Here is a 22,155-nt window from a genome sequence, read left to right as displayed (position 1 = left end):
GGGACGGCGGACACGTGCGGCAGGATCCTGGGATGGAGCGTGTACGTGATGTCTCTGAGCTGCCGAAAGCCCATCTGCACCTGCACTTCACCGGCTCGATGCGGCCGGCGACCCTGCTGGAACTGGCCGACAAGTACGGCGTGCGCCTGCCCGAGGCGCTCACCGACGCGCTGACCAGCGGGGAGCCGCCGAAGCTGCGGGCGACGGACGAGCGGGGCTGGTTCCGCTTCCAACGCCTGTACGACGCGGCGCGCTCGTGCCTGCGGCAGCCGGAGGACATCCAGCGCCTGGTCAGGGAAGCCGCCGAGGAGGATCTGAAGGACGGCTCCGGCTGGCTGGAGATCCAGGTGGACCCCACGTCGTACGCGCCCCGGCTGGGCGGTCTGATCTCGGCGCTGGAGATCATCCTGGACGCGGTGGAGACGGCGTCGCGGGACACGGGTGTCGGGATGCGCGTCCTGGTCGCCGCGAACCGTATGAAGCACCCCCTGGACGCCCGCACGCTGGCGCGGCTCGCGGTGCGGTACGCCGACCGGGGCGTGGTGGGATTCGGGCTGTCGAACGACGAGCGCCGGGGTATGGCGCGGGACTTCGACCGCGCCTTCCACATCGCCCGCGAGGGCGGCCTGCTCTCCGCCCCGCACGGGGGCGAGCTGACGGGCCCGGCTTCGGTCCATGACTGCCTGGACGACCTGGGCGCGAGCCGGATCGGCCACGGGGTGCGGGCAGCCGAGGACCCGCGGCTGTTGAAGCGCCTCGCCGACCGGGGCGTGACCTGCGAGGTGTGCCCCGCGTCGAACGTCGCCCTGGGCGTCTACGAGAAGCCGGAGGACGTTCCGCTGCGGACGCTGTACGAGGCCGGCGTCCCGATGGCCCTCGGCGCCGACGACCCGCTGCTCTTCGGTGCCCGCCTCGCCGCCCAGTACGACATCGCCCGCCACCACCATGCCTTCACGGACGAGGAGCTGGCGGAACTGGCCCGGCAGTCGGTACGGGCTTCCGCGGCGCCGGAGGAGGTGAAGGCGAAGCTGCTGGCGGGGGTGGACGACTGGCTGGCCGGCTGAACGGAGTCAGAGACCGCCGAGCAGCAGGGTCAGTCTCTCGCCGTCGAACAGCTCTTCGTACAGCGGCAGCTGCTGGCCGTCCACCTCGATGGTGGGGGTGCCCGGTGCCCCGGACTCGTCGAACGCCTCCTGGGACTCGGAGACGAAGTCGCGGTGCTTCATGCCCTTGACCGCGGCGTCGAACTCCGGGCCGCGCAAGCCGTCCACCTTCGAGGCCATTTCCAGCAGGAACGCGTCGGTGTAGCCGTCGACGATCTCTTCGGGCTGGTGGGCGTAGAGCACTTGGTGGTACTCGACGAACCGCCCCTGGTCCAGGGCGGCCCGCAGGGCGTTGGCGGCCTTCTTGGAGCCGTGGCCGCCGACCCTGTCGTCGAGGAACGAGGCGAGCGTGTACTCCACTCTGATCTTGCCGGCCATCACCAGGTCGAGCAGGGCCTGGCCGCTTCCCTGGGTCTCGAACTCCTCGCACACCGGGCAGCGCATGTCCTCGTAGAGGTGCACGGTGGTTCTCGCGCGCGCGGAGCCGACGCGGATTGTGGTGCCGTCCGCGGCGACCGACTCGCCGATCTCCGAGACCGTCGTGTACTCCTCGGCGTCGAGGTCTCCGCCGCCCGTGTCCGCCGCGCGCCGGCCGCACCCGGTGGCGAGTACGGCCGCCATGACCACGACCACCACGATCACGGCTCTACGACGTCGTCCTGCGCCCCGCATGGCTGTCCCCTCCCCGACGCACCCCTTGGCGCGGCGGAGGCCGACTCTATGCCGCTCCTGTGGGCTGCCGCTCGCGGGTATCCCCTGACGGCCTGCGGCTACAGGCTGACGCCCACCGTCACCGGCTCGTTGACCAGCGTGATGCCGAAGGCCTCGCGGACGCCGGCCACGACCTCGCGGGCGAGTGCGAGGAGGTCCTCGGTGGTCGCTCCGCCCCGGTTGGTCAGGGCGAGGGTGTGCTTGGTCGAGATGCGGGCCGGGCCGGTGCCGTACCCCTTGGTGAACCCCGCCTTGTCGATGAGCCAGGCCGCGGAGGTCTTGGCGTGCCCCTCCCCCGCCGGGTACGCGGGCGGCTCCACGCCGTCGCCGAGGCGTTCGCGCACGCGTGCGTGGAACGCGGCGAACTGCTCGTCGGTGAGGATCGGGTTGGTGAAGAAGGATCCGGCCGACCAGGTGTCGTGGTCCTCGGGGTCCAGGACCATGCCCTTGCCGCTACGCAGCTTCAGCACCGTCTCGCGCGCGGCGGCCAGCGGCACGCGGTCGCCGGCTTCGACGCCGAGGGCGCGGGCCGTCTCGGCGTACTTGATGGGGGCGGAGAGCCCGTCGGCGTCCTCCAGCCGGAAGCGGACGCGCAGGACGACGTAGCGCTCGGGGTGGGCCTTGAAGCGGCTGTGGCGGTAGGAGAAGGCGCACTCGGCGTTCGGAATGACGACGGTCTCGCCCGCGCGGCGGTCGTACGCGATCACCTCGGTGATCGTCGAGGAGACCTCCTGGCCGTACGCGCCGACGTTCTGGATCGGCGTGGCGCCCGCGGATCCGGGGATTCCGGCGAGGCACTCGATCCCGGCGAGCCCGGCCTCGACGGTGCGGGCGACGGCGTCGGTCCACACCTCGCCGGCGGCCAGTTCGAGCGTGGTGCCGTCCAGCTCGACGCCCTTGGTGGCGATGACCAGCGCGGTGCCGGCGAAGCCCTTGTCCCCGATGACCAGGTTCGATCCGCCGCCGATGAGCAGCAGCGGGGTGCCACTGGCGTCGGCCTCGCGCACGACGTCGATCACCTCGGCGTCGGTCGTGGCGGTGACCAGGCGGGTGGCGGGACCGCCCAGCCGGAAGGTGGTGAGGGGGGCGAGGGGGGCGTCGTGGAGTTCCTGCACGGGCCCAAGACTACGAGACGGCACTGACAGCCCCGGCACCCGTCCTCGGTGCCGGGGCGCAGGCACACGCCACGCGCGCGTGCCGTTCAGGTCAGCCGCCGGAACGCCTCTGTCCAGCCGAGCGGGAGTTCGTCGCTCGACGCCTGCCAGGTGGCGAACTTCGCGTCCCGCATCTGTGCGGACAGACCCCGCGACGTCGGGGCATGGGCGCCCGAGCGGGCGAAGGCCTTGAGCGCCGCGGGCGACTCCCAGGCGGACAGCGTCCAGAAGGTCCGCTTGAACGGCTCCGCCTTGAGGGAGGCCCCGTAGGCTCCGGGCGCCCGGCTCACCTGCCGCCACACGCCCGGCGTACGGGCGAGGAAGCGGAGCGCTCCCCAGAGGCTGCGGGTCTCGAAGCGGGAGGCGAAGACGTGTACCTCGGTGTGGCGCGGGGCGGGGTTCGGCACGGTCCAGGGAAGGGTGGGCATGACTGCTCCTCAGGGTCCGGGGTGTCGGGTCAGCGGGTGGCCGTCTCCGGCACCTGCTCCGGCACCGGCTCCGACTCCGGCACCTGCTCGGCCGCCTTCCCGGCCCGGCCCTGGCCATCGCGCCGCCGGGCCGGTATCAGCAGGGCCGCGACCCCGGCGAGGGCCACCACCGCGGCGCCGGTGACCAGGGCGGGCCGCAGGCCGTCGACGAAGGTCTGGCCGGTCTCGTAGCCGCCCTGCGCGGCGAAGATCGACGCCATGACGGCGATGCCGAGCGCACCGCCGACCTCGCGCAGGGCGTTGTTGGCGCCGGAGGCGATGCCCTGTTCCGAAGCGCGGACGCTGGACATGACCAGGTTGGCGGCCGGCGCGAAGAACAGGGCCATGCCGATGCCGCTGATGATCAGGCCGGGCAGCTGGGCGGCGTAGGAGGCGTCGACGGTGACCACGGAGGCCAGGTAGGCAAGTCCGGCGGCCTGGAAGAGCAGGCCGGTGGCGACGACGGGGCGGCCTCCGATGCGGTCGGACAGGATGCCGGCGATCGGCGCGACGAGCATCGGCATACCGGTCCACGGCAGCATCCGCAGCCCCGCCTCGGTGGGCGAGTAGCCGAGCACGCCCTGCATGTACTGGCTGAGCAGGAAGATCGACCCGAACATGCCGAGGAACATCAGCGTGCTCGCGGCGTTGATCCCGGAGAAGGCCCGGGAGCGGAACAGCCGCATCGGCAGCATCGGGTTCTTGGCGCGGGTGCTGTAGAGGACGAACCCGACGAGCAGCACACCTCCGGCGAACAGGCCGGTCAGGACCAGTGGGCCGGTCCAGCCGTCGGCGGGGCCGCGGACCAGGCCGTAGACGATCCCGAACACGCCGCCGCTGGCGAGCAGCGTGCCGGGGAGGTCGAGCGCGGCGCCGGTGCCGTACGACTCGGCGAGGCGCAGGCGGGCGAGCGGCAGCAGGGCGAGGCCGAGCGGAACGTTCAGCCAGAAGATCCACTGCCAGGAGATGTGCTCGGTGAGGCTGCCGCCGACGAGCGGCCCGGACGCGATCGCGAGTCCGTTGACGGCCCCCCAGATGCCGTACGCCATCCCGCGCTTGGCCGCGGGGACGGCCGCCGTCAGCAGGGTCAACGTCAGCGGCATCATGATCGCCGCGCCGGCGCCCTGGACCGCGCGGGCGGCGATCAGGGAGTCGACACCGGGCGCGACGGCCGCGGCGGCGGATGCGCCGGTGAAGATCGTGATGCCCACGAGGAAGAGCCGGCGCCGACCGAAGCGGTCGCCGAGCGCCGCGCCGAACATCAGCAGTACGGCGAAGGTGAGCGTGTAGGCGCTCACCGTCCACTCCAGGTCGGGCAGGGCTCCGCCCAGGTCCTCGCGGATGGAGGGCAGTGCGGTGGTGACGACGAGGTTGTCGAGTGCCGCCATGAACCCGGCGACGCTCGTGATGACAAGGGCCCAGGCGGCTCCGCCCCGGCGTGCTGTACGGGCGTTCTGTTCGGTCTGTTGTGGCATCGCTCCCCCAACGCTTGAGATAGTTATTGATCACTAACTTTTGACCCCGTGAAAGAGGCGGGGTGAGTCCTGTCACCCCTCCCCCTACGACGGCCCCCCGCCCGGCCCCGGCTGGGCCATCCCCGCCCAGACGCGATGCTCGGGAGGGAAGCCCATGGCCACCAGGCAGTTGATGAGCATGCCGTACGCCATGAAGGTCGTCGTCTCATTGACGTCCGCGCCCAACGGCAGATGGATGGTGTCCCACAGCCGCATCCAGCCGGTGCGCACGACCTCGCCGAACTCGTGGTCGCCCTCCTGCTCGGCGGCCGCCACGGCGAGGTACAGCTGCATCTGCATCATCAGCCGCTCGGGCCGCTCCGAGATGACCTTCCGGTACGCGTCCGCCATGGCATGCAGGGCCTCTTCACCCTCCAGCCCTTCGGAGGCTTCCGCGAACGTCCGGATGGTGTCCTCGACGCAACGCTCGGCCGCTGCGAGGAAGATCGCTCTCTTTCCCGGGAAGAGCCGGAAGAGATACGGCTGCGAGACACCGACCCGCTTGGCGATCGCCTCGGTCGACGTGCCGTAGTAGCCACCGCGGGCGAACTCGGTCGTCGCCGCGCGGATGACACTCTCGCGCCTCTCTTCTGCGCTCATCCTGACCATGAGAAGAAAGTTAGTACTCAATCACTAACTAGGTCAAGGGGCGAGGCCGGCGCAACAGGTGGCGCAGCAGGTAAGGGGCGCGCCCCACCCTAGGGAGCGCCCCTTACCTCACGGCACGCGCGTGCCGTTCACGTCGACGTTCTCAGGCCAGCCGCACGACTGCCCGCGACATCCCGAGCACCTTCTGCCCGGCGCTCCGCACGGTCAGGTCCACGCGGACCTTGTTGTCGTCGAGCTTGGCCGCGACCTTGCCGCTGACCTCGATCGTGGCGCCCTGGCCGTCGTTCGGCACGACCACGGGCTTGGTGAAGCGGACTCCGTACTCGACGACCGCGGCCGGATCCCCGGTCCAGTCGGTGACCACGCGGATCGCCTCGGCCATGGTGAACATGCCGTGTGCGATGACGTCGGGCAGCCCGACCTCCTTGGCGAACTTCTCGTTCCAGTGGATCGGGTTGAAGTCACCGGAGGCACCCGCGTACTGGACGAGCGTGGCGCGGGTCACAGGGAAGGTCTGGGCGGGCAGTTCGGTGCCGACCTCGACGTCACCGTACGCAATCTTCGCCGTCATCCGACTCAGCCCTCCCCTTCTTCGGCGTCCGCCCCACGGGCAACGAGCTTCGTCCAGGCGGTCACGACATGCTCCCCCGCCTCGTCGTGGACCTCACCGCGGATGTCCACGATCTCGTTGCCCGCCATGGACTTGACGGCCTCGATGGTCGAGGTGACGGTCAGCCGGTCGCCGGCGCGCACCGGCCGGGTGTAGGCGAACTTCTGGTCGCCGTGCACCACCCGGCTGTAGTCCAGGCCCAACTGAGGGTCGGCGATGACCTGTCCCGCGGCCTTGAAGCTGATCGCGAAGACGAAGGTCGGCGGGGCGATCACATCGGAGTGGCCGAGCGCCTTGGCGGCTTCCGGGTCCAGGTACACCGGGTTGGTGTCCCCCACCGCCTCCGCGAACTCACGGATCTTCTCCCGTCCCACCTCATAGGGCTCGGTGGGCGGGTAGCTCCGCCCCACGAAGGACTGGTCGAGCGCCATGGCTCGGCACCTCCTGCTGTCTGCTGCGGTTGACCTGCTGGTTCGCCCAGCCGATTCGCCCGGGTCGGCCAGAACCGACCGGTAACCGGGGCGAAAACGACGCGAGGCCGCCCCCCGACTGTGGGGGCGGCCTCGCGTACGAGCCTGATTTATCGCGTTTCGCGGTGCGCGGTGTGCGCGTTGCAACGCGGGCAGTGCTTCTTCATCTCAAGACGATCCGGGTTGTTACGCCGGTTCTTCTTGGTGATGTAGTTCCGCTCCTTGCACTCCACGCAGGCCAGCGTGATCTTCGGGCGGACGTCGGTGGCAGCCACGTGAGTGCTCCTTGACGAACGGATGGGACTGGATTAACGCATAAAAGAGTAGCCGATCGAAGGACCGACCCCACAATCGGCTACTGTCAGTAGCGGTGACCGGACTTGAACCGGTGACACAGCGATTATGAGCCGCTTGCTCTACCGACTGAGCTACACCGCTGTGATGCGATCGGAACCCGCCTTGCGGCGGGAACCTCTCACACCAGAGCCCCAATACGGAATCGAACCGTAGACCTTCTCCTTACCATGGAGACGCTCTACCGACTGAGCTATTGGGGCGAGCGATGAAGACATTACACGCTCGGCGGCCGTTCACCCAAATCCGTTTCCCGGCCCCCGTCCGCGCCCGATCGGCGGTGCGCACAGACGCCTCGCAGGCCACTGCGGTACCGCGGGCGCGGCTCCGTTCGGCGGACCACACCGGTACGACTATTGCGCTCCTGCGCGCCAGGGCCGGATCGCCGCCCTAGGCTCGACTCACTCTGCGTGATCTTGCGTGCCCAGCACCGTTCACCACAGCCCCCGATGCACAGCCCCGAGCCTCTGGAACGCGATGCCCGACAGTCAGCCCCAGCCGCCCCACTCGTCGTCCTCGTCGGGTTCGTCCGGCCCGACCGACCTGGGTGCTCTGTTGCTGTGCGGGGCGCGCCTCACCGACGGCCGGAAGGTGGACGTACGGCTGGGCGGCGGGCGCATCGAGGCGGTCGGCACGGCCGGGAGCCTGGCGGCGGGCGACACGCGCGCGTGCGGCGCTCGTGTGGACCTCGGCGGCTATCTGCTCATGCCGGCCCCGGCCGAACCGCACGCCCACGGCGACACCGCGCTCTCCGCCGCCGAGGGCGGACCGGTCTCCTACGACCCCCAGGACGTCCAGCGCCGCGCCACCGAGGCCGCCCTGCTCCAGCTCGGGCACGGGGCGACCGCGCTGCGGGCACACGTGCGCGTGGGTGACGTTCAGGGGCTGGGGGCCCTGGCCGCCGTACTGCAGGCACGGCGTTCGCTGCGCGGGCTCACCGAGTTGACGACGGTGGCGATGCCACGGCTGCTGACGGGGGCGGCCGGCGCCGAGGGGCTCGCGATGCTGCGGGACGCGCTGAAGATGGGCGCGAACGTGGTCGGCGGCTGCCCCGACCTGGACCCGGATCCAACCGGTTACGTGGAGGCGGTCCTGGAGGTCGCCTCCGAGCACGGCTGCCCCGTCGACCTGCACACCGACGCCACCGACCCGGCCCGTCTGGCCCGCCTGGCCGCGATGGCCGGCGGACTGCGCCCCGGTGTGACGCTCGGCCCGTGCGGCGGCCTGGGGCGCCTGCCGGCCCAGGTGGCCTCCCGCACCGCGGACCAGCTCGCGGCGGCCGGGGTGACGGTGGTCTGCCTGCCACAGGGCGGCTGCGGGGGCGTGGAACGGCGGGCCACGGCGCCCGTACGACTGCTGCGCGCGGCCGGCGTACGGCTCGCCGCCGGGAGCGGCGCCCTGCGGGACGTGTCGAACCCGGTGGGCCGCGGTGATCCGCTGGAGGCCGCCTACCTGCTGTCCTCGCGCCACGGACTGCGCCCCGAGGACGCGTACGACGCCGTGAGCGCGTCGGCGCGTGCGGTGCTGGGCCTGCCCGAGGTGCGGGTGGAGGCGGGCTTCCCGGCCGAGTTGCTGGCGGTGCGCGGGGACCGGCTGGCGGGGGCTCTGTCGCTGGCGTACAGCCGCATCGTGGTGCACCGGGGGCGCGTGGTGGCGCGCACGAGCGCGGTGCGGGAGTACTGCAACTCGGCCGTGGCGGCGGAGTTGGGGCTGCCGCGGCAGGGGCGGGGGGAAGTGTCTTGAGGGCATGTGGGTGCGTGCGCCTGAGCGGTAGGGCCAGGGAGCGAGGCGGTAGGGCCAGGGAGCGAGGCGGTAGGGCCAGGGAGCGAGTGGGCGCGCGCAGGGGTGCGTCGGGGGCTCGTGCGCCCCGCGTCTGTGCGTAAAGCGTGCGCCTGTGGGGGCGTGAGGCGTGGCTGAAGTCGTGCGGCGGATGCGGCCGTCCGGGCGTACGGTCGGAAACATGCGCATTGTCATCGCTGGTGGTCATGGTCAGATCGCGCTGCGGCTGGAGCAGCTGCTCGCCGCGCGTGGGGACGAGGTCGCGGGGATCATCCGCAAGGCCGAACAGAGCGACGACCTGCGGGAGGCCGGCGCCGAACCCATCCTGCTGGACCTGGAGTCGGCCTCGGTCGAGGAGGTCGCGGAACATCTGCGAGGCGCGGACGCGGCGGTCTTCGCGGCCGGCGCGGGCTCGGGCAGCGGGGCGGCCCGCAAGGACACGGTGGACAAGGGCGCGGCGGTCCTGTTCGCGGACGCGGCGGTCCGGGCGGGCGTACGGCGCTTCGTGATGGTGTCGTCGATGGGCGCCGACCCGAAGCACGAGGGCGACGAGGTCTTCGACGTCTACCTGCGCGCCAAGGGTGAGGCCGACGAGTACGTCCGCGGCCTGGACGCCCTGGACTGGACGATCCTGCGCCCCGGCATGCTGACGAACGACGCCGGAACCGGCCTGGTCCGCCTGGAGGCCCATACCGGACGCGGCCCGATCCCGCGCGACGACGTGGCCGCCGCGCTCGCGGAGTTGCTCGACACCCCGGCGACGGCCGGCCTGACGCTGGAACTGATCAGCGGGTCGGCTCCCGTGTCGGTCGCGGTGAAGTCGGTGGCGGGAAACTGAAGTTGGGCTCGGAGGGGATTCCGGCCGCGCGGGAAGCGCTGTTGCGCGCATGTACGAGGTCTTCTCGACGGACGAGCGAGAGGCCTTCATGCAACGGTGCCTCGCGCCCGACGTGGACTGGCCGAACGTCCTGAACGGAGTCCGTCTGCACGGCCGCGAGGCGGTACGCGCGTCCTGGGCCCGGCAGTTCGCCGCCGGGCATCCCCTCGTACGGCTGGAGTGTCTGCGCCCTGCCGAGGACGGTGCGGCCGTAGTGGCGACCGTACGGCTCGGGATGCGCGACGCGTCGGGCGATCGGTGGGCGCAGGAGACGGTCGAGCACGTGTACCGGTTCGACGCGGACGGGCTGGTGGCCCGGATGGATGTGCGGGCGGGCGCCTAGGGGGCAGGGGCGGGCCTCGGGATGAGGCTCGGGGTAAGGCTCAGCGTGGCTCGGGGGGGGGGGACCGGGACCGGGACCGGGACCGGGGGCTGAGGGCCGGGGGCTCTCAGAACAGCGGCAGCTGCCCGGGGAACTCAGGTACGACGTACCCGTCCAATGCGGGCTGGGCGGCACCGAGTTGCGCCTGCCGGCGCGAGCCGGGACACGACACGAGTTCCCCGCTCTCCCGTGCGCCGGGCGGATCGTGCCGTGCGAACCGACCGGCGACGACGGCGATCTCACGACGGCACTCGGGGCAGCTTCTGCGACGCATGGCCATGCAGTCAGTGTGCCCCGAGCGTGTTCTGGAACGCGAAAACCCCTCCGCTCTACGTTTCCGCAGATCGGAGGGGTTTCTCAGCGTGGCGGCGCCCACACCGCCGGGTTTGCTGCCGTTCGAACCGCTTTTCGGCGGTGCTCCCTGGCAACGACGTAAACAATACCCGATGGGGAGGGGTGCTTCGCCACCTGATTGATCGCCGCCAGGGGGACGAGGGGTGGCTAGGCTTGTCCGGATGCGGTCCGGGGCCTGCCTCGGGCTCGGCGGCCACCCCACCCGCCGATACGCATCCCATACGCACCCCGATACAAGGAGCCACAGGACATGGCCGACTCCAGTTTCGACATCGTCTCGAAGGTCGAGCGGCAGGAGGTCGACAACGCCCTCAACCAGGCCGCCAAGGAGATCTCGCAGCGCTACGACTTCAAGGGCGTGGGTGCCTCGATCTCGTGGTCCGGTGAAAAGATCCTGATGGAGGCGAACTCCGAGGACCGGGTAAAGGCTGTCCTCGACGTCTTCCAGTCCAAGCTGATCAAGCGCGGGATCTCGCTGAAGGCCCTGGACGCGGGCGAGCCCCAGCTCTCGGGCAAGGAGTACAAGATCTTCGCGTCGATCGAGGAGGGCATCTCCCAGGAGAACGCGAAGAAGGTGGCGAAGATCATTCGCGACGAGGGCCCGAAGGGAGTCAAGGCCCAGGTGCAGGGTGACGAGCTGCGCGTCAGCTCCAAGAGCCGTGACGACCTGCAGGCCGTGATCGCCCTTCTGAAGGGCAAGGACTTCGACTTCGCGCTGCAGTTCGTGAACTACCGGTGAGCTGCTGATCCGAGCCGGCTACGGCCCTGGCTGCGATGTCTTACGAGGAAGGGTGGGCACCCCACGGTGCCCACCCTTCTCGCCTGCCGGCTGCGGTCCGGGATGCGCTCGCCTCGCTCAGTTGCGCGAATGGCCGAACAGGATGCGGTAGGCGACCAGGAGCACGAGGGAGCCGCCGATCGCGGCGGCCCAGGTCGTGCCGTCGTAGAAGTCCTTGGTGATCGGGTGGTCCAGCCAGCGGGCCGATATCCAGCCACCGATGAACGCGCCCGCGACGCCGATGACGGTGGTGCCGATGAAGCCGCCGGGGTCGCGGCCCGGCAGCAGGAACTTGGCGATGGCCCCGGCCAACAGCCCCAGAATGATCCAGCTGATGATCGTCATGCCGTGAACCTGCCCTTCCGCGCTGTGCCTGCACTTACCCGGCACTGTGATTTCGGGCGCGCTTGTTCTTGCGTTGTTGGTGGAGAAGACGTCACCGTTGCCTCTCTCGGTTGCAGTGATCAGTAGGGTTCCGGCCATGACACGGTCCACCTCCGACTCCTCCTCCGAACTGCGGCGCACCCTGGGGGTCAGGGACGCCGTGGTCATCGGGCTCGGCTCGATGGTGGGGGCCGGCATCTTCGCCGCGCTCGCGCCCGCGGCAGGCGCGGCCGGGTCCGGGCTGCTGCTCGGACTCGCGATCGCGGCCGTGGTGGCCTACTGCAACGCCACGTCCTCGGCACGACTGGCCGCCCTGTATCCGGCCTCGGGCGGCACATATGTCTACGGGCGCGAGCGGCTCGGGGAGTTCTGGGGATACCTCGCGGGCTGGTCGTTCGTGGTCGGTAAGACGGCCTCCTGTGCGGCGATGGCGCTCACTGTGGGCACGTACGTCTGGCCTGGGCAGGCGCATGCGGTGGCGGTCGCGGCCGTGGTGGCGCTGACCGCGGTGAACTACGGCGGCGTCCAGAAGTCCGCCTGGCTGACCCGGGCGATCGTGGCGGTGGTGCTGGCTGTCCTCGCTTGTGTGGTCGTCGTGTGTCTGGGGTCCGGGGAGTCCGATGCCGGCCGCCTGGACGTCGGGGCTTCGGACGGTGTGGGCGGGGTGCTGCAGGCGGCGGGGCTGTTGTTCTTCGCGTTCGCCGGGTACGCACGGATCGCGACCCTCGGTGAAGAGGTGCGGGACCCCGCGCGCACCATCCCCCGGGCGATTCCGCTGGCCTTGGGCATCGCGCTGGCGGTGTACGCGTGTGTGGCGGTGGCTGTCCTTTCCGTACTGGGGTCGGATGGTCTGGGTCAGGCGGGCGCGCCACTGGCCGACGCGGTGCGGGCAGCCGGGGTACCGGGGCTCGTGCCCGTGGTACGGGTGGGCGCGGCCGTCGCCGCGTTGGGCTCGCTGCTCGCCCTGATCCTGGGCGTCTCGCGGACGACGCTGGCCATGGCCCGCGACCGGCATCTGCCCGGCGCCCTGGCGGCCGTGCATCCGCGCTTCCAGGTGCCGCATCGGGCCGAACTGGCCGTGGGGGCGGTGGTCGCGGTCCTGGCCGCCACAGTGGATGTACGGGGCGCGATCGGGTTCTCCTCCTTCGGTGTGCTGGCGTATTACGCGGTGGCCAACGTCTCGGCCTGGACTCTCGACTCGGCGATGACCGCAAGGGTCGTGCCGGTGGTGGGGCTTCTCGGGTGTGCGGTGCTGGCCTTCTCGCTGCCGGGGGCCTCGGTTGTTGTCGGTGCGGGTGTGCTGGCGGTCGGGGTGGTTGCGTACGGCGTACGGCGGTGGGTGGCGGGGCAGCGCTCGGGTGCCCGGGGAAGGTAGGCCGACGTACGCGTGTGTGCCGACGTACGCGCATCCGTTGCGCTTGGGTGAGGGGCAGGTCGGTCCAGCTGGTGCTGTTGGGCTTGCGCGACCGGGGGCGGCTGCCGAACCTCGCGGCGTCATCGGTCCGCTCGGTGGGCGTCGCGGTCCACGAACAGCCGTCGGTCCACGGGGCGTCGATCAGGCCAGTCGACGCACTCGACGCACTCGGTCCCTCAGCGCACTCGATGCCCTCGCCGCTCTCAGTCCCTCAGTTCACTCACGGCCGTCGATCTACTCGACCGGACGTCTGTCCACTCGCCGACCGCCGGTCCGTGCACCCTCAGGACGCCTGTGCCGCCGCCGTCCGTATGCGGAAGTCTGCCCAAGGGGCCATTTCCAGCCCCTCGTTCATCTCCACGTACCAGCCGGTGCCGTCGACCCAGGCGCGCAGCCAGTCCGTGAGGCTCGGGGCGTCCACGTACCACGCCTGGTCGGCGTCGTCGGCGTTCGGTTCGAAGAGCAGGACGGCGGCCTGAGGGCTGCGGCAGTCCACACACGCGTACATCGCGCACCCCCAGTGGGATATCGGCAGGACGCCTTCGGGCCAGGGCCAGTCGGGGTCCTTGCGGGCGCTCTCGCGGTTGGCGAGGTACTGCGTGACGGCGGCGGGCTCGCCGGCCGGAGGGTTGTCGAGCAGAGGCAGCAGGCCGTACTCGGGGCCGAATCCGCCGTCTCCTATACCCAGGTAGAGGTCGGCGAGCAGCGGGGGCAGGCGGAAGCCGAGGGCGGCCTCGGCTCGGGCCAGGGTCGTCGAGTCCACGGGGTCGGGGAGCGAAGGCCAGCCCCATGGGCGGGTGTTGCGGGCCTTGTCCGCGACCCTCGTCAGCAACTGCTCGATCTCGGTCATGCGTTCATGATGCAAGCTGCCACTGACAATCGGTCGGGCCTGTGGACAACCGCCGGGTTGTGGATAAATCGGCGGTCACCACACCCGCTCACTGCTCTACCAGCGTGAGGCGAACGGCTGGTCGGTCGACACGATTTCGCGGCCCAGCGGGAACAGCGACACCGGGATCAGCTTGAAGTTGGCGACGCCGAAGGGGATACCGATGATCGTGACGCACAGGGCGATGCCGGTGACGATGTGGCTGATGGCCAGCCACCAGCCCGCGAGGACCAGCCACAGGACGTTGCCTATGCAGGACGGGGCTCCGGCGTCTCGGCGCTCGACCGTGGTGTACCCGAAGGGCCATAGGGCGTAGATGCCGATACGGAAGGCCGCGATGCCGAACGGGATGCCGATGATGGTGATGCAAAGCAGGAGACCCGCGAGCATGTAGCCGAGGAACAGCCAGAAGCCGCTCAGGACGAGCCAGATGACGTTGAGGATGGTCTTCACTGTGGGGGGCCTGCCATCTTTTCGAGCCGGGCGATACGGTCCGCCATCGGCGGGTGGGTGGAGAACATCTTGGAGAACCCCTGACCCGGACGGAAGGGGTTCGCGATCATCATGTGACTGGCGGTCTCGATGCGGGGCTCGGGTGGCAGCGGAAGCTGTTTCGTGCCGTGCTCGAGCTTGCGCAGGGCGCTGGCCAGGGCGAGTGGGTCGCCGGTGAGCTGGGCGCCGGACGCGTCGGCCTCGTACTCCCTTGAGCGGCTGATGGCCAGTTGGATGAGCGAGGCGGCGAGCGGCCCCAGGATCATGATCAACAGCATGCCGAGGAGACCTGGTCCGTCGTCGTCATCGGAACGGCCGATCGGGATCAGCCAGGCGAAGTTGACCAGGAACATGATCACCGAGGCGAGCGCGCCGGCGACCGAGGAGATCAGGATGTCGCGGTTGTAGACGTGGCTGAGCTCGTGGCCGATGACGCCGCGCAGTTCGCGCTCGTTGAGGAGGCGCAGGATGCCGTCGGTGCAGCACACGGCGGCGTTGCGCGGGTTGCGGCCCGTCGCGAACGCGTTCGGCGCCTCCGTCGGGGAGATGTAGAGGCGGGGCATGGGCTGGCGGGCCTGGGTGGAGAGCTCGCGGACCATGCGGTACAGCCCCGGGGCCTCGAACTCGCTGACGGGGCGGGCACGCATCGCGCGTAGCGCCAGCTTGTCGCTGTTCCAGTACGCGTACGCGTTCGTGCCCAGGGCGATCAGGACCGCGACGACGAGCCCCATGCGGCCGAAGAAACTGCCGATGACGATGATGAGTGCGGACAGTCCCCCGAGGAGTACTGCGGTCCTGAGCCCGTTGTGCCGGCGGTGCACGGTACGCCCTCCAAGTGGTGCGGCAGGGGAACCCTTTGCTGGTCGATCTCCGATGCCACTGGTGCCGTGGTGTCACGTCCAGTGGACCCTTCCGTACTGGTCAACGCCAGGCGAGGGCCACGGGTTCCCTGGCCTGTCGGGCGGCGGGCGTGGGCCGTCCGGGTGAAGGCGCCGGCACACGCCACGCGCGCGTGGAAGGCGAGTGCCCCACGCGCGCGTACGGAATGCGCCAGAGGCTCAGAAGAGCCCGGTGTCGGCGAAGCGAAGGATCAGCTGGGGGGCTCCGGACAGGGCGATGCCTACGACTCCGGTGAGGGCCAACGTGGCCGTCACGGGCGCGGGGACGAGGTGCTTGACGGGTTCGCCCTCGGGGGCGCGGAACAGCAGGGCCGTCCACTGGAGGTAATAGAACAGCGCGATCACGACGTTGACGGCCATGACGACGGCCAGCCAGCCGAGGCCCGCGTCGACGGCGGCGGAGAAGACGGTGACCTTGGCGAAGAGGCCGATGATGCCCGGCGGCAGTCCGGCGAGGCAGAGCAGGAAGAAGGCCAGGACCAGGGCGGACAGGGGGTTGCACGCGTACAGGCCGCGGTAGTCGCTGAGGCGGTTGAGGGGCTTTGCACGGCCGACTAGTGCGGCCACCGCGAAGGCGCCGAGGTTCACGGCGGCGTACATGAGGGCGTAGGCGACGGTGGAGCCGATGGATCGCTCGCCGTCGTCGGAGTACGCGGCGGCCGCGATCGGCACCAGGAGGTAGCCGGCCTGGCCCACGGAGGACCAGGCGAGCAGGCGTACCGCGCTGTACGCGCGCGTGGCCTGCTGACGCAGGGCACCGACGTTGCCGACGGTCATGGTGAGGGCGGCGAGCGCCGCGAGGGCCGGGCCCCAGACATCGGCGTACGACGGGAGGGCGACGACCGTGACGAGGATCAGGCCGGTGAAGCCGACCGCCTTGCCGACGACCGACAGGTAGGCGGCGACCGGCAGGGGCGCGCCCACATAGGTGTCCGGCACCCAGAAGTGGAAGGGCACGGCGGCCGTCTTGAAGGCGAAGCCGACCAGGGTGAGGACGACTCCGGTCTGGGTGAGGGTCTGGAGCTGTCCGTCGACATTCTGGATGCGGTCGGCGATCTGGGTGAGGTAGAGGGTGCCCGTGGAGGCGTACACGAAGCTGATGCCCATGAGGCTGACCGCGGTCGCGGTGACCGAGGACAGGAAGAACTTCAGGGCCGCTTCGGAGGACTTGCGGTCGCCGTGGCGGAGGCCGACCAGCGCGAAGGCGGGGAGAGAGGCGACTTCAAGGGCGACGATGAGGGTCGCCAGGTCTCGGGAGGCGGGGAGCAGGGCGGCTCCGGCTGCGGAGGAGAGCAGCAGGAACCAGAACTCCCCTTCGGGGAGTCCCTTGTCGGCGTCCTTGAGGGCGGTGACCGACAGGAGGGCCGCGAGGAGGGCGCCGCCGAGGACCAGGAACTGGATGACGAGAGTGAAGCGGTCGGCCGTATAGCTGCAGACGGCGGGGTCGCCGGTGAGGCAGAAGGTGGCGCGGTCACCGTCGAGGAGGGGCAGCAGCAGGAGCGCGGAGGCCGCGAGGCCGACCACGGACGTCCAGCCGAGCAGGGCCTTCTTGTGCTCCCCGATGAACAGGTCGGCGACGAGGACTACGAGTCCGACGACGGCCGCGATGGTGGGCGGCGCGATGGCGAGCCAGTCGACGGACTGGACCAGCGATGCGGCCAGGGGCTGGGCCAGGGAGCTCATCGGGTGCCTCCTGCGAGGAGCTGCTGCACGGCCGGGTCGGTCAGGCCGAGGAGGGCCTTGGGCCACAAGCCGGCGACGACGGTGAGGGCGACGAGCGGGGTCCAGGCCGCGAACTCGTAACTCTGGACGTCGGCGAGCTTCGGGCCTTCCTGCGGTGCGGCGCCCATGCAGACGCGGCGGACCACGACGAGCAGGTACGCGGCCGTGAGCAGCGTGCCGAAGGCGCCGATCGCCATGAAGGTGAGGAAGGCCGGGCGGCTGAGACCGGCGGCGGGGTCGAACGCGCCGAACAGCGCGAGCATCTCGCCCCAGAACCCGGCGAGGCCCGGCAGTCCGAGCGAGGCGACCGCGGCGAAGGCGAGCAGGCCACCGAGGCGTGGTGCCTTGCCGTAGAGCGCGGCGCCGGTCTGCTCGGCGAGGGCGTCGAGATCGGTCGTGCCCGTACGGTCCTTCAGCGCGCCGACCAGGAAGAAGAGCAGGCCGGTGATGAGGCCGTGGGCGATGTTGGCGAACAGGGCGCCGTTCACGCCGGTCGGGGTCATCGTGGCGATGCCGAGCAGGACGAAGCCCATGTGGCCGACGGAGGAGTAGGCGATGAGGCGCTTGAGGTCGCCCTTCGCGCCCTGCTTGGCGAGGGCCAGGCAGGCCAGGGATCCGTAGATGATTCCGACGACGGCGAACGCGGCGAGGTACGGCGCGAAGTCGGCGAAGCCGTCGGGCGTGATCGGCAGGAGGATCCGGACGAACCCGTACGTACCCATCTTCAGCAGGACGCCGGCCAGCAGGACCGAGCCGACGGTCGGCGCGGCGGTGTGGGCGTCGGGCAGCCAGCTGTGCAGCGGCCACATCGGCGTCTTGACCGCGAGCCCGATCCCGATCGCCAAAACGGCGATGACCTGCACGGATGTGGTCAGCGACCGGCCGTTGTCAGTGGCGAGTGCCACCATGTCGAATGTGCCCGCCTTGATTCCGATCAGGAGCAGGCCGAGCAGCATGACCACGGAGCCGAGCAGCGTGTAGAGGATGAACTTCCAGGCGGCCTCGGTCCGGCCCTCGCCGCCCCAGCGGGCGATGAGGAAGTACATCGGGATCAGGACCATCTCGAAGGCGAGGAAGAAGAGCAGCAGGTCGAGGACGGCGAAGGTGGCGAGGGTGCCGGACTCCAGGACGAGCAGCAGTGCGACGAAGGCCTTGGGGGTCGGGCCCGAAGGCATCTTGAAGTACGAGTAGAGCGCGCAGAGGAAGGTCAGCAGCGCGGTCAGGACCAGAAGGGGGAGGGAAATGCCGTCGATGCCGAGGTGGATGCGCACGTCGAGTGCGGGGATCCAGCTGATGTCGGTGCTGGCCTGCATCTTCGACGGGTGGTCGTGGTCGAAGCCGAGCGCGAGGACGATCGCGGCGATGAGAACTGCGCCGGTGACGGTCACGCCATGCCGGAGCACGGCCTGCTCGGGCGACTTCCCCTTCAGCCCGGGCGGGGCCGGCAGGAGAGCGGCGGCCGCGCCGAGGAGTGGGCCGACGACGATGAACGCCAGAAGGAACTGCATCACGGACTCGCTGATATCGATCACGCCTGCTCACGCTCCCGTGGCGACGAGGACGGCGGCGACCGCGAGGACGACGGTGCCGGCGAGCAGCGCGCTCACATAGGTCTGCACATTGCCGGTCTGGGCGCGCCGTACGGCGATGCCGAGCCAGCGGGGTAGAGCACCCGCCCCACGGACGTAGGTGTCGACGACCTCGCGGTCGAGGAACCGGACGAGACTCGCGCCGGCCTGGACCGGGCGGACGAACAACGCCCGGTACACGGCATCGAGGTGGAAGCCGACGGCCGCGTGGCGGTGCAGCGGGCCGAGCAGCAGCCGCCCGGGGTCGGCGGGGTCGGGCGCATAGGCCACTCCCCCGTACACGGGGGCGTGGCTGGCGATGGCCTCGGCCTCGACCTGGGCGGCGTCGCCCTCGGGGTGGGCCGCGACCGCGCCCAGCGGGACGCGCGCCGCCACGGCGGTGGTGTGCCGCCAGGCCGCGTAGGTGACGATGCCGCCGACGAGGGCCACACCCGTGCCGAGGACGGAGGTGGTGAGGGTCGGGGCGAGGTCGCGGCCGTCGAACCAGTCGGGGAGCACGCGGTAGGCCAGTGCGCCGACGGCGAGGGACGGGGCGGCGAGCACCCACAGCACCACGGTCATCGTCAGCGGCTGCCTGCCGTGATCGGGGGCCTCGGCGCCCCGGCCGCGGAAGGCCAGCAGCCACAGGCGCATCGCGTAGGCGGCGGTGAGCAGGGCCGTGAGCAGGCCGGCGACGAGGACGATCCAGCCTGCGGAGCCGGGGGCATGTTCGGTGTGGCCGGTGGCGACGTGCTCGGCGGCGCCGAGGACGGACTCCTTGGAGAAGAAGCCGCTGAACGGCGGGATCGCGGCGAGCGCGAGGAGCGCCACGGTCATCGTCCAGTAGGCGTCGGGGATGCGGTCGCGCAGGTGGGTCATGCGGGACATGGCGGCCAGCGAGTTGGTGCTGGCGGCGTGGATGATCACGCCGGCCGCGAGGAACAGCAGCGCCTTGAAGGCGCCGTGCGAGAGGAGGTGGAAGACGGCGGCGCCGCGGTCGGCGACGGCGAGGGCGCCGGTCATGTAGCCGAGCTGGCCGATCGTCGAGTAGGCGAGGACGCGCTTGATGTCGTCTTGGGCGAACGCGGCGAGGCCCGAGCCGATCATCGTGACGGCGGCCACCACGGCGAGGACGATCATCGCGGCCTGGGAGGCCTCGAAGACCGGCAGAAGACGGGCGATGAAGTAGACACCGGCGGCGACCATCGTCGCGGCGTGGATCAGCGCGGAGACGGGCGTCGGGCCCGCCATCGCGTCGGGGAGCCAGGTGTGCAGCGGGAACTGCGCCGACTTGCCGGCCACGCCCGCGAGGAGCAGCAGGGCGATCAGGGTCGGGTGGTCGAGCCCGCCGCTCGCGACGGTGCCGAGGACCTTCGTGATGCGGAACGACCCGGCGTCGGTGGCCAGTGCGAACAGGCCGATGAGGAAGGGGACGTCACCGAGCTTGGTCACCAGGAAGGCCTTGATGGAGGCGGCGCGGGCCTCCGGGGTCTCCCAGTAGTGGCCGACCAGGAAGTACGAGCAGATGCCCATGATCTCCCAGCCGACCAGCAGCACCATCAGGTCGCCGGAGTAGACGACGAGCAGCATCGCGGAGGTGAACAGGGAGACGAGTGCGGCGTATGAGGGGTAGCGCGGGTCCTCGCGCAGGTAGCCCGTGGAGTAGATCTGCACGCAGGTGGCGACGACGCCGACCAGGACGGCGACGAGTGCGGCGAAGCCGTCGATGTGCAGGGCGAGTTCGATCGGCACCGAGCCGGTGGGCGTGAGCTCGGTGGCGGCGTTGATCGCCTGGTCGCCGCCCTGGCGCACGGCGACCACCGCGGCGAGCGCGAGGGACGCGAGCGTCGGCAGGACGGCGAGCGGGCGGACGAAGCCGGGTGCCGTGCGGCCCAGCAGCAGGCCGACTGCGGCGCCGAGGAACGGAAGGAGGGGGACGAGGACGGCGAGGCTGGTCGTGGTCACGCGGTGGCCTCAGCCTTCTCGGCCTGCTGGGTCGTGGAGGCGTCGCGGTCCGGGCCGTCGGTGTCGTGGCTCTCGGCGCTGTCGCGGAGCTTGTCGATGTCCGAGGTGCCGCGGTTGCGGTAGACGGCGAGGACGATCGCCAGGCCGATGCCGATCTCGGCGGCGGCGATGGTGATGGTGAACAGGGTCAGGGCCTGGCCGGAGTGCAGGGTCTCCTCGGCGGTCTTGCTGAGCCAGACGTCGAAGGCGACCAGGTTGAGGTTGACGGCGTTGAGCATCAGCTCGACGGACATCAGGACCAGGATCGCGTTGCGGCGGGCGAGGACTCCGTACAGGCCGGTGCAGAAGAGGAGGGCGGAGAGTACGGCGGGATAGGCGAGGTGCATCAGCGCGGCTCCTTCTCGCTCGGGGCGCCGGGCTCGGTGACGGCGGGAGCGGGGGCGCCGGTTGCCGAGGGCGCGCCCGCCACGGTGCGGTTGCCCGCCCGGGCGCCGGTGGCGGGCCCGTCCACGGCGGTCTCCTTCGCCTGGCGGGACAGGACGATCGCGCCGACCAGGGCGGCGAGGAGGAGGACGGAGAGGCCTTCGAAGGGGAGGACCCAGTTCTGGAAGAGGCTTTCTCCGGTGGCCCTGGTGGAGCCGGCGGCGGGACCGTCGAGGTCGATCCAGGTCGTGCGGAAGGCGTCGACGACCACCCAGATCAGGGTGGCCGCGGAGGCGACGGCCACGGTGAGGGCGGCCCAGCGGTTGCCGGAGTCGGCGTCCGGGGAGCGGCCGATGGGGGCCTTGGTGAGCATCAGACCGAACAGGAGGAGGACGACGACGGAACCGACGTAGATGAGGACCTGCACCCAGGCGATGAACTCGGCGGTGAGCAGGAGGTACTCCACGGCGAGGCCACCGAGCGTGACCACCAGCCACAGGGCGGCGTGCACCAGCTGCCGGGTGGTGACGGTGACCAGCGCGGCGCCGAAGGTGACCAGGCCGACGAGGAGGAAGGCGATCTCGACGCCGGTCGGGGAGAGAAAGCCGTGCGGGTCGGCGGCCGTGGTCAACGTGGCGTAGGTGGGGCTCATGACTCGCCCTCCTGCGGCTCGTTCGGCTCCTTCGGTTCGGCCTGTTCAGCCTGTTCGGCCTGCGCGGCCGCCAGCTTCTCGGCGGTCTTGCGGGCGGCGGCGATCTCCTTGGGCTCCTCAGCACCGGGGTCCAGGGCAGGCGGGGCCGGGACGGTCCACATCCACTCGCGGAGCTTGTCGCGCTCGTGAGTGAGGTCGCGGATGTCGGTCTCGGCGTACTCGAACTCCGGGGACCAGAACAGGGCGTCGAAAGGACAGACCTCGATGCAGATACCGCAGTACATGCACAGGGAGAAGTCGATGGCGAAGCGGTCGAGGACGTTGCGGCTGCGCTCGCGACCGCCGGGGGTCGCCGCCGGGACCGTCTCCTTGTGGGAGTCGATGTAGATGCACCAGTCCGGGCACTCGCGGGCGCAGAGCATGCAGACCGTGCAGTTCTCCTCGAACAGGCCGATCACACCGCGGGTGCGGGGCGCGAGGTCGGGCTGGGTGTCCGGGTACTGCGCGGTGACGGACTTCTTCGTCATCGTGCGGAGGGTGACGGCCAGGCCCTTGGCCAGGCCCGAGCCGGGGATGGGGGCCATG

25 protein-coding genes and 2 tRNA genes are annotated in these 22,155 nt (G+C 70.6%); 6 read left to right on the top strand and 21 right to left on the bottom strand.

Annotation, left to right across the window (positions count from 1 at the left end; all coding sequences use genetic code 11):
- Window positions 1-32 precede the first annotated feature (32 nt).
- Window positions 33-1,064, top strand: a complete 1,032-nt coding sequence (locus tag ACTMVF_RS33475) for an adenosine deaminase (protein WP_441274835.1) — start codon at window positions 33-35, stop codon at window positions 1,062-1,064.
- 6 nt (window positions 1,065-1,070) lie between these two features.
- Here the strand turns inward: ACTMVF_RS33475 and ACTMVF_RS33470 are convergent, their stop codons facing one another.
- The 10 genes from ACTMVF_RS33470 to ACTMVF_RS33425 form a co-directional block, all read right to left on the bottom strand.
- Window positions 1,071-1,775, bottom strand: a complete 705-nt coding sequence (locus tag ACTMVF_RS33470; protein WP_441274834.1) for a DsbA family protein — start codon at window positions 1,773-1,775, stop codon at window positions 1,071-1,073.
- Between the two features lie 98 nt (window positions 1,776-1,873).
- Window positions 1,874-2,929 carry a UDP-N-acetylmuramate dehydrogenase gene (locus ACTMVF_RS33465; protein WP_441274833.1) on the bottom strand — a complete coding sequence of 352 codons (1,056 nt, stop codon included), beginning with the start codon at window positions 2,927-2,929 and terminating at the stop codon, window positions 1,874-1,876.
- 86 nt (window positions 2,930-3,015) lie between these two features.
- A complete protein-coding gene (locus tag ACTMVF_RS33460; protein ID WP_441274832.1) occupies window positions 3,016-3,396 on the bottom strand; it encodes a DUF3291 domain-containing protein in 381 nt (126 codons plus the stop codon).
- Between the two features lie 29 nt (window positions 3,397-3,425).
- The gene (locus ACTMVF_RS33455) at window positions 3,426-4,910 is read right to left on the bottom strand and encodes an MFS transporter (protein ID WP_441274831.1); all 1,485 of its coding nucleotides are present in this window, start codon (window positions 4,908-4,910) and stop codon (window positions 3,426-3,428) included.
- Between the two features lie 84 nt (window positions 4,911-4,994).
- Entirely contained in the window at window positions 4,995-5,558 is a 564-nt protein-coding gene (locus tag ACTMVF_RS33450) for a TetR/AcrR family transcriptional regulator (protein ID WP_441274830.1), read from the bottom strand.
- A gap of 142 nt (window positions 5,559-5,700) precedes the next feature.
- On the bottom strand, window positions 5,701-6,129 hold the full coding sequence (locus tag ACTMVF_RS33445) for a MaoC family dehydratase (RefSeq protein WP_441274829.1): 429 nt from the start codon (window positions 6,127-6,129) through the stop codon (window positions 5,701-5,703).
- A 5-nt stretch (window positions 6,130-6,134) separates the two neighbouring features.
- Window positions 6,135-6,599, bottom strand: a complete 465-nt coding sequence (locus tag ACTMVF_RS33440) for an FAS1-like dehydratase domain-containing protein (protein ID WP_441274828.1) — start codon at window positions 6,597-6,599, stop codon at window positions 6,135-6,137.
- Between the two features lie 149 nt (window positions 6,600-6,748).
- The gene (gene rpmG / locus ACTMVF_RS33435) at window positions 6,749-6,913 is read right to left on the bottom strand and encodes a 50S ribosomal protein L33 (protein ID WP_003948671.1); all 165 of its coding nucleotides are present in this window, start codon (window positions 6,911-6,913) and stop codon (window positions 6,749-6,751) included.
- A 90-nt stretch (window positions 6,914-7,003) separates the two neighbouring features.
- A tRNA-Met gene (locus tag ACTMVF_RS33430) sits at window positions 7,004-7,076 on the bottom strand.
- Window positions 7,077-7,122: 46 nt separating this feature from the next.
- A tRNA-Thr gene (locus ACTMVF_RS33425) sits at window positions 7,123-7,195 on the bottom strand.
- Between the two features lie 274 nt (window positions 7,196-7,469).
- Between ACTMVF_RS33425 and ACTMVF_RS33420 the strand changes: the two genes are divergently transcribed.
- The 3 genes from ACTMVF_RS33420 to ACTMVF_RS33410 all read left to right on the top strand — a co-directional run bounded on the left by ACTMVF_RS33420 (window position 7,470) and on the right by ACTMVF_RS33410 (window position 9,991).
- A complete protein-coding gene (locus ACTMVF_RS33420; protein WP_441274827.1) occupies window positions 7,470-8,735 on the top strand; it encodes an amidohydrolase family protein in 1,266 nt (421 codons plus the stop codon).
- 217 nt (window positions 8,736-8,952) lie between these two features.
- Window positions 8,953-9,609, top strand: a complete 657-nt coding sequence (locus tag ACTMVF_RS33415) for an SDR family oxidoreductase (RefSeq protein ID WP_441274826.1) — start codon at window positions 8,953-8,955, stop codon at window positions 9,607-9,609.
- Between the two features lie 49 nt (window positions 9,610-9,658).
- Complete coding sequence (locus ACTMVF_RS33410) at window positions 9,659-9,991, top strand: nuclear transport factor 2 family protein (protein WP_441274825.1); 333 nt, start codon at window positions 9,659-9,661, stop codon at window positions 9,989-9,991.
- A 106-nt stretch (window positions 9,992-10,097) separates the two neighbouring features.
- Here ACTMVF_RS33410 and ACTMVF_RS33405 read toward each other — a convergent pair whose 3' ends face one another.
- A complete protein-coding gene (locus ACTMVF_RS33405) occupies window positions 10,098-10,310 on the bottom strand; it encodes a hypothetical protein (RefSeq protein WP_079052337.1) in 213 nt (70 codons plus the stop codon).
- A 324-nt stretch (window positions 10,311-10,634) separates the two neighbouring features.
- Here ACTMVF_RS33405 and ACTMVF_RS33400 point away from each other — a divergent pair, with 324 nt between their 5' ends.
- Window positions 10,635-11,123: a YajQ family cyclic di-GMP-binding protein gene (locus ACTMVF_RS33400; protein WP_030174428.1), complete on the top strand. Its 489-nt coding sequence runs from the start codon at window positions 10,635-10,637 to the stop codon at window positions 11,121-11,123.
- A 117-nt stretch (window positions 11,124-11,240) separates the two neighbouring features.
- Here ACTMVF_RS33400 and ACTMVF_RS33395 read toward each other — a convergent pair whose 3' ends face one another.
- Window positions 11,241-11,507, bottom strand: a complete 267-nt coding sequence (locus tag ACTMVF_RS33395; protein ID WP_441274824.1) for a GlsB/YeaQ/YmgE family stress response membrane protein — start codon at window positions 11,505-11,507, stop codon at window positions 11,241-11,243.
- A 136-nt stretch (window positions 11,508-11,643) separates the two neighbouring features.
- On the opposite strand from ACTMVF_RS33395, the gene ACTMVF_RS33390 reads away from it, so the two are divergent.
- Entirely contained in the window at window positions 11,644-12,921 is a 1,278-nt protein-coding gene (locus ACTMVF_RS33390; RefSeq protein WP_441274823.1) for an APC family permease, read from the top strand.
- Window positions 12,922-13,243: 322 nt separating this feature from the next.
- On the opposite strand, the gene ACTMVF_RS33385 is transcribed toward ACTMVF_RS33390, so the two are convergent.
- From ACTMVF_RS33385 to ACTMVF_RS33345, 9 genes are all read right to left on the bottom strand, one after another.
- Window positions 13,244-13,810, bottom strand: coding sequence for an SMI1/KNR4 family protein (locus ACTMVF_RS33385; RefSeq protein WP_441274822.1), 567 nt, complete (start codon window positions 13,808-13,810; stop codon window positions 13,244-13,246).
- A 96-nt stretch (window positions 13,811-13,906) separates the two neighbouring features.
- A complete protein-coding gene (locus ACTMVF_RS33380) occupies window positions 13,907-14,302 on the bottom strand; it encodes a YccF domain-containing protein (protein ID WP_441274821.1) in 396 nt (131 codons plus the stop codon).
- A complete protein-coding gene (gene htpX, locus ACTMVF_RS33375) occupies window positions 14,299-15,162 on the bottom strand; it encodes a zinc metalloprotease HtpX (protein ID WP_441274820.1) in 864 nt (287 codons plus the stop codon). Before htpX ends, ACTMVF_RS33380 begins: the two co-directional genes overlap by 4 nt.
- A 237-nt stretch (window positions 15,163-15,399) precedes the next feature.
- On the bottom strand, window positions 15,400-16,923 hold the full coding sequence (locus ACTMVF_RS33370) for an NADH-quinone oxidoreductase subunit N (protein WP_441274819.1): 1,524 nt from the start codon (window positions 16,921-16,923) through the stop codon (window positions 15,400-15,402).
- Window positions 16,920-18,494 (bottom strand): complex I subunit 4 family protein, encoded by a 1,575-nt coding sequence (locus ACTMVF_RS33365; protein ID WP_441274818.1) that lies wholly within the window; start codon window positions 18,492-18,494, stop codon window positions 16,920-16,922. Before ACTMVF_RS33365 ends, ACTMVF_RS33370 begins: the two co-directional genes overlap by 4 nt.
- 6 nt (window positions 18,495-18,500) lie before the next feature.
- The gene (locus ACTMVF_RS33360) at window positions 18,501-20,495 is read right to left on the bottom strand and encodes an NADH-quinone oxidoreductase subunit 5 family protein (protein ID WP_441274817.1); all 1,995 of its coding nucleotides are present in this window, start codon (window positions 20,493-20,495) and stop codon (window positions 18,501-18,503) included.
- Complete coding sequence (gene nuoK, locus ACTMVF_RS33355; protein WP_441274816.1) at window positions 20,492-20,881, bottom strand: NADH-quinone oxidoreductase subunit NuoK; 390 nt, start codon at window positions 20,879-20,881, stop codon at window positions 20,492-20,494. The genes ACTMVF_RS33360 and nuoK overlap by 4 nt, the downstream gene beginning before the upstream one ends.
- Window positions 20,881-21,570, bottom strand: a complete 690-nt coding sequence (locus ACTMVF_RS33350; RefSeq protein WP_441274815.1) for an NADH-quinone oxidoreductase subunit J family protein — start codon at window positions 21,568-21,570, stop codon at window positions 20,881-20,883. The genes nuoK and ACTMVF_RS33350 overlap by 1 nt, the downstream gene beginning before the upstream one ends.
- Entirely contained in the window at window positions 21,567-22,154 is a 588-nt protein-coding gene (locus ACTMVF_RS33345) for a NuoI/complex I 23 kDa subunit family protein (RefSeq protein WP_441274814.1), read from the bottom strand. Before ACTMVF_RS33345 ends, ACTMVF_RS33350 begins: the two co-directional genes overlap by 4 nt.
- Window position 22,155 lies beyond the last annotated feature (1 nt).

It is taken from the genome of Streptomyces sp. SD31, from assembly GCF_052068475.1.
GTDB lineage: Bacteria > Actinomycetota > Actinomycetes > Streptomycetales > Streptomycetaceae > Streptomyces.
Note: the sequence above shows the minus strand (reverse complement) of the source record. Positions and strands in the feature narration are given on the sequence as shown.